The organism is bacterium, assembly GCA_035527515.1.
Lineage (GTDB): Bacteria > B130-G9 > B130-G9 > B130-G9 > B130-G9 > B130-G9.
On sequence record DATLAJ010000094.1, the window covers coordinates 1 to 7,218 of the forward strand.

The 7,218-nt window shown below is 54.0% G+C and carries 17 protein-coding genes; all 17 read left to right on the forward strand.

Annotation, left to right across the window (positions count from 1 at the left end):
• Positions 1 to 89: uL14 family ribosomal protein (locus tag VM163_07105; GenBank protein ID HUT03640.1), on the forward strand; the 89-nt coding region annotated here is incomplete at its 5' end.
• On the forward strand, positions 86 to 433 hold the full coding sequence (gene rplX / locus VM163_07110) for a 50S ribosomal protein L24 (GenBank protein HUT03641.1): 348 nt from the start codon (positions 86 to 88) through the stop codon (positions 431 to 433). The genes VM163_07105 and rplX, both read left to right, overlap by 4 nt.
• Before the next feature lie 10 nt (positions 434 to 443).
• On the forward strand, positions 444 to 986 hold the full coding sequence (rplE, locus tag VM163_07115) for a 50S ribosomal protein L5 (protein ID HUT03642.1): 543 nt from the start codon (positions 444 to 446) through the stop codon (positions 984 to 986).
• Between the two features lie 45 nt (positions 987 to 1,031).
• Positions 1,032 to 1,217, forward strand: coding sequence for a type Z 30S ribosomal protein S14 (locus tag VM163_07120; protein HUT03643.1), 186 nt, complete (start codon positions 1,032 to 1,034; stop codon positions 1,215 to 1,217).
• Positions 1,218 to 1,230: 13 nt separating this feature from the next.
• A complete protein-coding gene (rpsH, locus tag VM163_07125) occupies positions 1,231 to 1,626 on the forward strand; it encodes a 30S ribosomal protein S8 (GenBank protein HUT03644.1) in 396 nt (131 codons plus the stop codon).
• A gap of 6 nt (positions 1,627 to 1,632) precedes the next feature.
• Entirely contained in the window at positions 1,633 to 2,184 is a 552-nt protein-coding gene (gene rplF, locus VM163_07130) for a 50S ribosomal protein L6 (GenBank protein HUT03645.1), read from the forward strand.
• 22 nt (positions 2,185 to 2,206) lie between these two features.
• Positions 2,207 to 2,581: a 50S ribosomal protein L18 gene (gene rplR, locus VM163_07135; protein ID HUT03646.1), complete on the forward strand. Its 375-nt coding sequence runs from the start codon at positions 2,207 to 2,209 to the stop codon at positions 2,579 to 2,581.
• 17 nt (positions 2,582 to 2,598) lie between these two features.
• Positions 2,599 to 3,099, forward strand: coding sequence for a 30S ribosomal protein S5 (rpsE, locus tag VM163_07140; protein HUT03647.1), 501 nt, complete (start codon positions 2,599 to 2,601; stop codon positions 3,097 to 3,099).
• Positions 3,100 to 3,120: 21 nt separating this feature from the next.
• Positions 3,121 to 3,327, forward strand: coding sequence for a 50S ribosomal protein L30 (rpmD, locus tag VM163_07145; protein HUT03648.1), 207 nt, complete (start codon positions 3,121 to 3,123; stop codon positions 3,325 to 3,327).
• Entirely contained in the window at positions 3,320 to 3,763 is a 444-nt protein-coding gene (gene rplO, locus VM163_07150) for a 50S ribosomal protein L15 (protein HUT03649.1), read from the forward strand. Before rpmD ends, rplO begins: the two co-directional genes overlap by 8 nt.
• A 2-nt stretch (positions 3,764 to 3,765) precedes the next feature.
• Positions 3,766 to 5,145: a preprotein translocase subunit SecY gene (gene secY, locus VM163_07155; GenBank protein ID HUT03650.1), complete on the forward strand. Its 1,380-nt coding sequence runs from the start codon at positions 3,766 to 3,768 to the stop codon at positions 5,143 to 5,145.
• Positions 5,146 to 5,151: 6 nt separating this feature from the next.
• Positions 5,152 to 5,814, forward strand: a complete 663-nt coding sequence (locus VM163_07160) for an adenylate kinase (protein HUT03651.1) — start codon at positions 5,152 to 5,154, stop codon at positions 5,812 to 5,814.
• A 3-nt stretch (positions 5,815 to 5,817) separates the two neighbouring features.
• Positions 5,818 to 6,036 (forward strand): translation initiation factor IF-1, encoded by a 219-nt coding sequence (gene infA, locus VM163_07165; protein ID HUT03652.1) that lies wholly within the window; start codon positions 5,818 to 5,820, stop codon positions 6,034 to 6,036.
• 38 nt (positions 6,037 to 6,074) lie between these two features.
• Entirely contained in the window at positions 6,075 to 6,188 is a 114-nt protein-coding gene (rpmJ, locus tag VM163_07170; GenBank protein ID HUT03653.1) for a 50S ribosomal protein L36, read from the forward strand.
• A 25-nt stretch (positions 6,189 to 6,213) separates the two neighbouring features.
• A complete protein-coding gene (gene rpsM, locus VM163_07175) occupies positions 6,214 to 6,594 on the forward strand; it encodes a 30S ribosomal protein S13 (protein ID HUT03654.1) in 381 nt (126 codons plus the stop codon).
• Positions 6,595 to 6,673: 79 nt separating this feature from the next.
• Positions 6,674 to 7,078: a 30S ribosomal protein S11 gene (gene rpsK / locus VM163_07180; GenBank protein HUT03655.1), complete on the forward strand. Its 405-nt coding sequence runs from the start codon at positions 6,674 to 6,676 to the stop codon at positions 7,076 to 7,078.
• A gap of 31 nt (positions 7,079 to 7,109) precedes the next feature.
• On the forward strand, positions 7,110 to 7,218 hold a 109-nt coding region (locus VM163_07185; GenBank protein ID HUT03656.1), incomplete at its 3' end, for a 30S ribosomal protein S4.

A 7,218-nucleotide genomic window follows, 5' to 3' on the forward strand; every position in this document is an offset into this window, starting at 1 on the left:
TCGGAACCCGCGTCTTCGGCCCCGTGGGTCGCGAGCTGAGGGAAAAGAAGTTCATGAAGATCGTTTCCCTTGCGGCAGAGGTAGTATGATTAAGCGCGGTCTTGCTAAGGAGCGGCGCAAGAAGTTCCTTGTCAAGAAGAATGACACGGTCTTGGTGATCACAGGCGACGAGCGTGGCAAGCGTGGTCGTGTTCTTCACGTTCTTCACAAGCGTAACTCTATCCTGATAGAAAACGTCAATTTCATAAGACGTTCTACTAAAGCGAAGCGTGTCGATCAGAAGGGCGGGATTGTTGAGAAGGAAGGCCCTGTGAGAATATCTAATGTGATGTTGGTCTGCGCTAACTGCGACAGGCCGACGAGGATAGCGCACAAGACGCTTTCTGATGGTCGTAAGGTTAGGGTCTGCAAGAAATGCGGCGAGATGATATAGGGGCGTTGAGGTGAGCAAGTTTCTTGCGTTTTATAGAGAAGAAGTAGTGCCCAAGCTGACAGAGGAGTTTGGCTACAAGAACGTGCATGAGGTTCCGCGGCTTTTGAAGATCGTGATCAACGTAGGGGTTGGGGAGGCTATTCAGAACTTGAAGCTTTTGGACGAGGCGGCTGCGGAGTTGGCCCAGATCACTGGCCAGAAGGCGGCGATACGGCGTGCTAGGAAGTCGATAGCGGGCTTCAAGCTTCGGGCTAAGATGCCAATTGGTTGTTCCGTGACGCTTCGCGGAAGGCGGATGTATGAGTTTTACGATCGGCTGGTGAATGCTGGGTTGCCTCGTGTGAGGGATTTCAGGGGTGTTTCGGACCGGGCCTTTGACGGTCGTGGGAACTACACGCTTGGGATATTGGAGCAGATAATTTTTCCAGAGATAGATTATGACAAGGTGAGCCGTATCCACGGGCTTTCGGTAACTATTGTGACCACAGCAAGGCGGGACGATGAGGCCCGGCAGCTCTTGGCTCATCTGGGTATGCCTTTCAAGAGGGCCTAGTTGCTGGACGGTTGATTCGCCCCACTAAGTTGTGACAGGGATAATATGGCAAAGAAATCGCTGATAGCTAAATGGAAGATGGTGCCCAAGTTCAAGGTTCGCGCCTACAACCGGTGCAAGATCTGCGGTAGGTCCAGAGGTTATTTGAGGAAGTTTGAGATGTGTAGAATATGTTTTCGGAATCTTGCTCGAGAGGGTGAGCTTCCGGGTGTTAGAAAGGCTAGTTGGTAGGGGTTTTGAGGCGATGATGACTGACCCGATTGCCGATATGCTGACGAGGATAAGAAACGCCAGCCAGGTTGGGCACAGGAGGCTAAACGTTCCTTGTGCCAAGACAAAAGTCGAGATTAGTCGTGTTCTCAAGGAACAGGGCTTCATAAGGGGTTACAAGGTGATTCCCGACAAGATGCAGGGCATGTTGAGGATTTACCTGAAGTATGGGAAGAACTCTATGCCCGTGATCAAGGGTATTAAACGTGTGAGTAAGCCGGGGCAAAGGGTCTATCGGGGTTTTGATGAGATGCCGAAGGTCCTTGACGGGTTTGGTGTTTCAATTGTGTCCAGTTCAAAGGGCGTAATGACCAACAAAGACTGCGCTCGCAAGCGCTGCGGCGGGGAGATTATTTGTAATGTTTGGTAGGTTCTGATGTCCAGAGTAGGTAAGCAGCTGGTTTCCATTCCGGACGGAGTGAAACTGGCGATTGATGGGCTTGACCGAGGGCGCCAACGGGTGGTTGTGAAGGGCGCAAAATGCGAGCTTCGTCTCGATCTGTTGCCGGGCATTCAGGCGACGCTCACGGGGTCTGTTCTTGCGGTGGAGCGGACCGACGATTCTTCCAGGAGCCGTGCCTTTCACGGTTTGACACGGACTCTTATCAATAACATGGTTCGCGGTGTTTCAGATGGTTTTGAGAAGGTTCTGGAGATCTATGGCCTCGGTTACAAGGCCAAGATAGAGGGTAAGAATGTCGTGCTGGCGCTTGGCTACTGCCACCCAGTTGTCTATCCCATCCCCGTTGGGATAGAGATTCACATTGAGCGCGATACTGTCATTAAGGTACGAGGCGCCGATAAGCAGCAGGTTGGCCAGGTGGCGGCTGAAATCAGGTCGTTCCGCAAGCCGGAGCCGTACAAGGGGAAGGGCATCCGGTACAGTGGCGAGCACATCCGACGCAAACAAGGCAAGGCCGGCGCTTAGCGCTTATAGAGAGGTTTTCGGGTTGAAGCGGCAGTCTAGGAACAAGAAAGTAATCGCGAGGCAGAGGAGGCATTTGGGCATTCGGCGGCGAATTTGCGGCACGAAGGCTCGGCCTCGGCTGTGCGTTTTCAGGAGCTTGAGAGAGATCTATGGTTTTCTAGTTGACGATGAGAGGGGCTACACGTTGGTCTGCGAATCGACGCTAAGTCTGCACAAAAGAGGCTCGCTGAAGAGTGGCGGGAACAAGGATGCTGCGAGGGTGGCCGGGAAGAGTCTCGCCAAGAAGGCTATCGAGGCGGGTATTGAGAGCGTGGTCTTCGACCGGGCGGGATATAAGTATCATGGTAGGGTGAGGGCGTTCAGTGAGGGCGCTCGCGAGGCAGGGCTGAAGTTCTAGAGAGTCAGGAGGATTATTTGGATTACGTTGACCCGGACGGGCTTGAGCTCGAGGAAAGGGTAGTTTACATAAACCGTGTGGCCAAGGTGGTCAAGGGCGGTAGGCGCTTTGGGTTCACGGCGGTCGTTGTTGTGGGCAACAAGTCCGGGATAGTCGGAGTAGGGCTTGGCAAAGCGCGAGAGGTTCCCGACGCGATTCGCAAGGGCGTTGAGCAGGCCAAGCGCTCGCTCATTCGGTTCCCGCGTTCTAAGACAACGATACCGCATGGGGTGGTTAGTAATTTTGGAGCCTCGACAGTTGTTTTGAGGCCGGCGTCGGCTGGGACGGGCGTTATCGCTGGTGGTTCTGTTCGTGCAGTGATCGAGATGAGCGGCGTGCAGGATGTTTTGACGAAGTGTATTGGTAGCCGCAATGTTCATAACGTGGTTATGGCGGCGGTCAAGGGGCTAAAGTCGCTGAGAGATGTTGAAACTATCGCAGAGGAGCGGGGCGTTCCAGTGGAATCGGTGCTGGAATGATTGGCTCGGGAGTTTTTAGTTGTGGTTGAGAAGATAAGAGCAACGCTTGTTCGTAGCCCGATAGGGCGGTGCAAGCGTCATAAGGATACGGTAGCCAAGCTAGGGTTTAAGCGTCTGCGTCAGACGATAATCAAGGAGAATCGTCCTGAGATAATGGGGATGCTCAAGAGTATCAGTTACTTGGTTGAAATCGAGCCATTTTCTGATGAGGAGAGGGCGGATGCTTAAGTTGCATGACCTTAAGCCACCGGCCGGCTCTCGCCGGAAGAAGAGGCGAGTGGGCAGAGGGCCCGGCTCGGGGCGCGGCAAGACTGCCGGGCGCGGGCACAAGGGGCAGAAGTCAAGGGCGGGCTACAGTATGCGTCGCGGCTTTGAGGGAGGCCAGATGCCGCTTGTCCGTAGGGTGCCAAAGCGCGGTTTCAACAACCCGACTAGAGTTGAATACACAATTTTGAACGTTGAGCAGCTCAACAGGTTTGTAGATGGCACGGTCGTTAATCCTGAGGTTCTCAAGGATATGGGGCTTTTCAAGCGCAGGACGGTCGGGCTGAAGATACTTGGAAATGGAGAACTGACAGCCTCGCTCACGGTGCAGGCTAGCAAGTTCACCCGGACGGCGATGAAGAAGATCGAGGCGGCGAATGGCAAGGTCGAGGTCCTGTAGTCTTGCTTGAGAAGATTCAGAACATGTTCAAGATTCCGGAGCTTCGGCGCCGGATTCTCTTCACGCTCGCGCTTCTCGCTGTCTATAGACTTGGGTGCCACCTTCCCACGCCAGGCATTGATGCGGCGGCGCTTGCGCAGTTCTTCGAGTCGCAGCAGGGCACGCTTTTGAGCATGGTGGACCTATTCTCTGGGGGGGCGTTACGGAAGCTGACAGTTTTCGCTCTTGGGATAATGCCCTATATCAGTGCGTCGATCATTCTACAGCTGTTGATAGTGGTGATACCTTCTTTGGAGAAGCTGTCAAAGGAGGGCGAGGCGGGCAAGAAGAAGATTACGATGTACACGCGTTACGGGACGGCGGTTCTCAGCATGCTTCAGGGATTCGGCATCGGGATGTGGTTGGAGAAGATGAAAAGCCCTTCTGGCGCTCCAATAGTCATCCATCCTGGGCTTGGCTTCAAGCTCTTGGCAATGATAACCTTAACAGCTGGGACGGCATTCATAATGTGGCTTGGAGAGCAGATATCCGAACGAGGCATAGGCAATGGCATCTCGCTTATCATTTTTGCTGGCATAATCGCTCGATTGCCGGCCGCAATTGGGCAGACGCTAAGCCAGGTGTTTCAGGGCGAGCTCAAGATATACACGATCATAATCCTGGTGGTGTTGATGGTCGGTGTTGTGGCGCTTGTCGTGGTGCTTCAACAGGCGCAACGTCGGCTGCCGATCCAACATGCTAAGCGTGTGATCGGCAGGAGGCTTTATGGTGGCCAGACCACGTATCTGCCGCTCAGGGTCAACACGGCTGGTGTCATCCCGGTCATTTTTGCCTCGTCGATCATCATGTTTCCGGCGACTGCGGCCGGGATTTTCGGGGCGTCTTTCTTGGAGCCCGTCGTGGCGCAGCTGACTCCTGGCAGGCTACTTTACAACGTGCTATACGTTACAGCGATCATCTTTTTCGCATATTTTTATACTTCGATCATTTTCAATCCGACGGATGTTGCAGACAATCTACGGAAGTCGGGAGCTAATATCCCAGGAAAGAGGGCTGGGAAGGTCACTGCCGAGTACATAAACCAGGTTTTGTCGAGGCTGACATTTGGCGGCGGCGTTTTCCTCGCGGGCGTCTCGGTGCTTCCGGCTGTCTTGGTTTATGGCATCCCGATTGCGGATATTCCGCTTATTGGTGAGCGGATCGTGGATTGGTTTCCTTATTATTTTACGCACGGCTTGAGTGTTCCTTTCTGGTTTGGCGGCACGGCGCTTCTGATAGTGGTGGGAGTTGCTTTGGACACTGTGCAGCAGATCGAGGCTCAGATGGTGATGCGGCACTACGATGGTTTTGTCAAGAAAGGCCGTATCAGGGGGAGGAGGTAGCGTGTTTTGCGACTAGTTCTGATGGGGCCTCCGGGCTCGGGCAAAGGGACACAGGCGAAGATGTTGGCGGGGCGAGAGGGTCTGACGCATCTTTCGACTGGCGATATACTTCGCGAGGCGATCAAAAGCGGCAGCGAGCTGGGCTCGAAGGCCCGAGATGCTGTTGAAGGAGGCGAATTGGTCTCTGATGATGTTCTTTATGGCATTGTGGAGGCGAGGCTAAGGGAGCTAGGGTCTGACAAATGTTTCATACTTGATGGGTTCCCCAGAAACGTCCGGCAGGCGGAGTTTCTCGAGTCCATCTTGCCACGCCTCGGGATTGGGATTGATGCGGCGGTTCTGCTTGACGTTCCGCGGGAATCCCTGTTAAGGAGGCTTTCTGGGCGACGAGTGTGCTCTCGCTGCGGGAGGGAATATCATTTAGAGTTCTCACCTCCGAAGGTAGATGGCATTTGCGATTTGTGTGGACAAGGGCTCTATCAGCGCGAGGACGACAAGCCGGAGAAGATCGAGAGGAGGCTGGAGATGTATGATGATGCAACGCTTCCAATGGTGAAGTTTTACAGGGATAGGGGCTTGCTGGTTGAAATCGAGGCTGCGGGCGGGATGGAGGACGTGTTGGAGCGGATTCTCGATTCGCTTGGTAAAGACAAGCAGGGGCGAGTTTAGGGTATGCCCAAGGGGGAAGGAATCGAGGTGGAGGGTGTTGTAACAGATGCTCTGCCAAACACAGTTTTTATAGTTGAGCTTCCAGATAGTAGAAAGGTAACGGCTCATTTGTCGGGGAAGATGCGGAAGCACAACATACGGATTCTTCCGGGCGATAGGGTAACGGTCGAATTGAGCCCGTATGACCTGAGCCGGGGGCGAATAGTTTATCGGTTGAGATGAGCGCTTGGCGTGAGACTTAACAGGACAGGTAGCAAGTCATGAAGGTGAGAGCATCGGTGAAAAGGATGTGTGCCCGCTGCAAGATAATCAGACGGCGAGGTGTCGTCAGAGTGATATGCACGAATCCGAAGCATAAGCAGCGGCAGGGATAAGAGCTGAGATAGGGAGACTGTTTTCTTGGCAAGAATAGCAGGAGTGGACCTTCCGAAGGATAGAAGGGTGGAGGTTGGTCTAACCTACATTTTCGGGATAGGTCGGACGAGTTCCAGGAGGATACTGAAGGAGACGGAGGTCGGGGCGGATATTCGTGTGGACAAGCTCACGGAGGAGCAGGTCAGCAAGCTTCGGCAGGTGATCGAGCGTAAGTTGAAGGTTGAGGGCGAGCTGCGGCAGGAGATATCGATGAACATCAAGCGTTTGAAAGATATCGGCTGCCACCGGGGTCTGAGGCATAGGCGTCGTCTGCCTGTTAGGGGGCAGAGGACGAGGACGAATGCGAGGACTCATAAGGGTCCGAGGCCAGGGATTGGGATGAAGAAGAAGGCCAAGAAGGTATAGCTGGGCCTCGAATGTTTGGGTAGTTGTGAGTCTTCGTATTTATTCGCGAGTTATTTTGAGCAATTGTTAGGTAGGGATTATGGCAAAAGCCGTCAAGAGGAAAGGCCGACGGGTAGCAAAGCGCAAGGAGAAGCGAGTTGTTCCCGAGGGTGTGATTCACATCCAATCGACGTTCAACAACACGATTATTACAGTAGCTGACAGGTATGGGAACGTGATTGCGTGGTCGAGTGCTGGCAAGATGGGTTTCAAGGGCTCGAGAAAGGGGACGCCGTTTGGGGCGCAGGTAGCGGCGCGTGCGGCGGCGCAATCAGCGATTGTGATGGGCATGCGGAAGGCTGAGCTTTACGTGAAGGGGCCGGGCTCTGGCCGGGACACCGCGATGAAGGCGTTGCAGTCAGAGGGGATAGAGGTAACGCTGATGCGGGACGTTACGCCGATCCCGCACGATGGTTGCAGGGCTCCGAAGCGGCGTAGAGTCTAAGTTCACTTAGGACTTATTTTGGGAGAGTCATTTGGGTAGGTATTTGGGCGCGTCCTGCAAGCTGTGCAGGCGAGAGAACGAGAAGCTCTTTTTGAAGGGTGAGCGTTGTACTTCTGCTAAGTGCGCGCTTGGCAGGCACA

Coding starts and splice junctions, on each gene's coding strand:
- rplX (HUT03641.1), top strand. CDS start 86: ATGATTAAGCGCGGTCTTGCTAAGGAGCGGCGCAAGAAGTTCCTTGTC.
- VM163_07120 (HUT03643.1), top strand. CDS start 1,032: ATGGCAAAGAAATCGCTGATAGCTAAATGGAAGATGGTGCCCAAGTTC.
- rpsH (HUT03644.1), top strand. CDS start 1,231: ATGATGACTGACCCGATTGCCGATATGCTGACGAGGATAAGAAACGCC.
- rplF (HUT03645.1), top strand. CDS start 1,633: ATGTCCAGAGTAGGTAAGCAGCTGGTTTCCATTCCGGACGGAGTGAAA.
- rplO (HUT03649.1), top strand. CDS start 3,320: ATGCTTAAGTTGCATGACCTTAAGCCACCGGCCGGCTCTCGCCGGAAG.
- infA (HUT03652.1), top strand. CDS start 5,818: ATGCCCAAGGGGGAAGGAATCGAGGTGGAGGGTGTTGTAACAGATGCT.
- rpmJ (HUT03653.1), top strand. CDS start 6,075: ATGAAGGTGAGAGCATCGGTGAAAAGGATGTGTGCCCGCTGCAAGATA.
- rpsK (HUT03655.1), top strand. CDS start 6,674: ATGGCAAAAGCCGTCAAGAGGAAAGGCCGACGGGTAGCAAAGCGCAAG.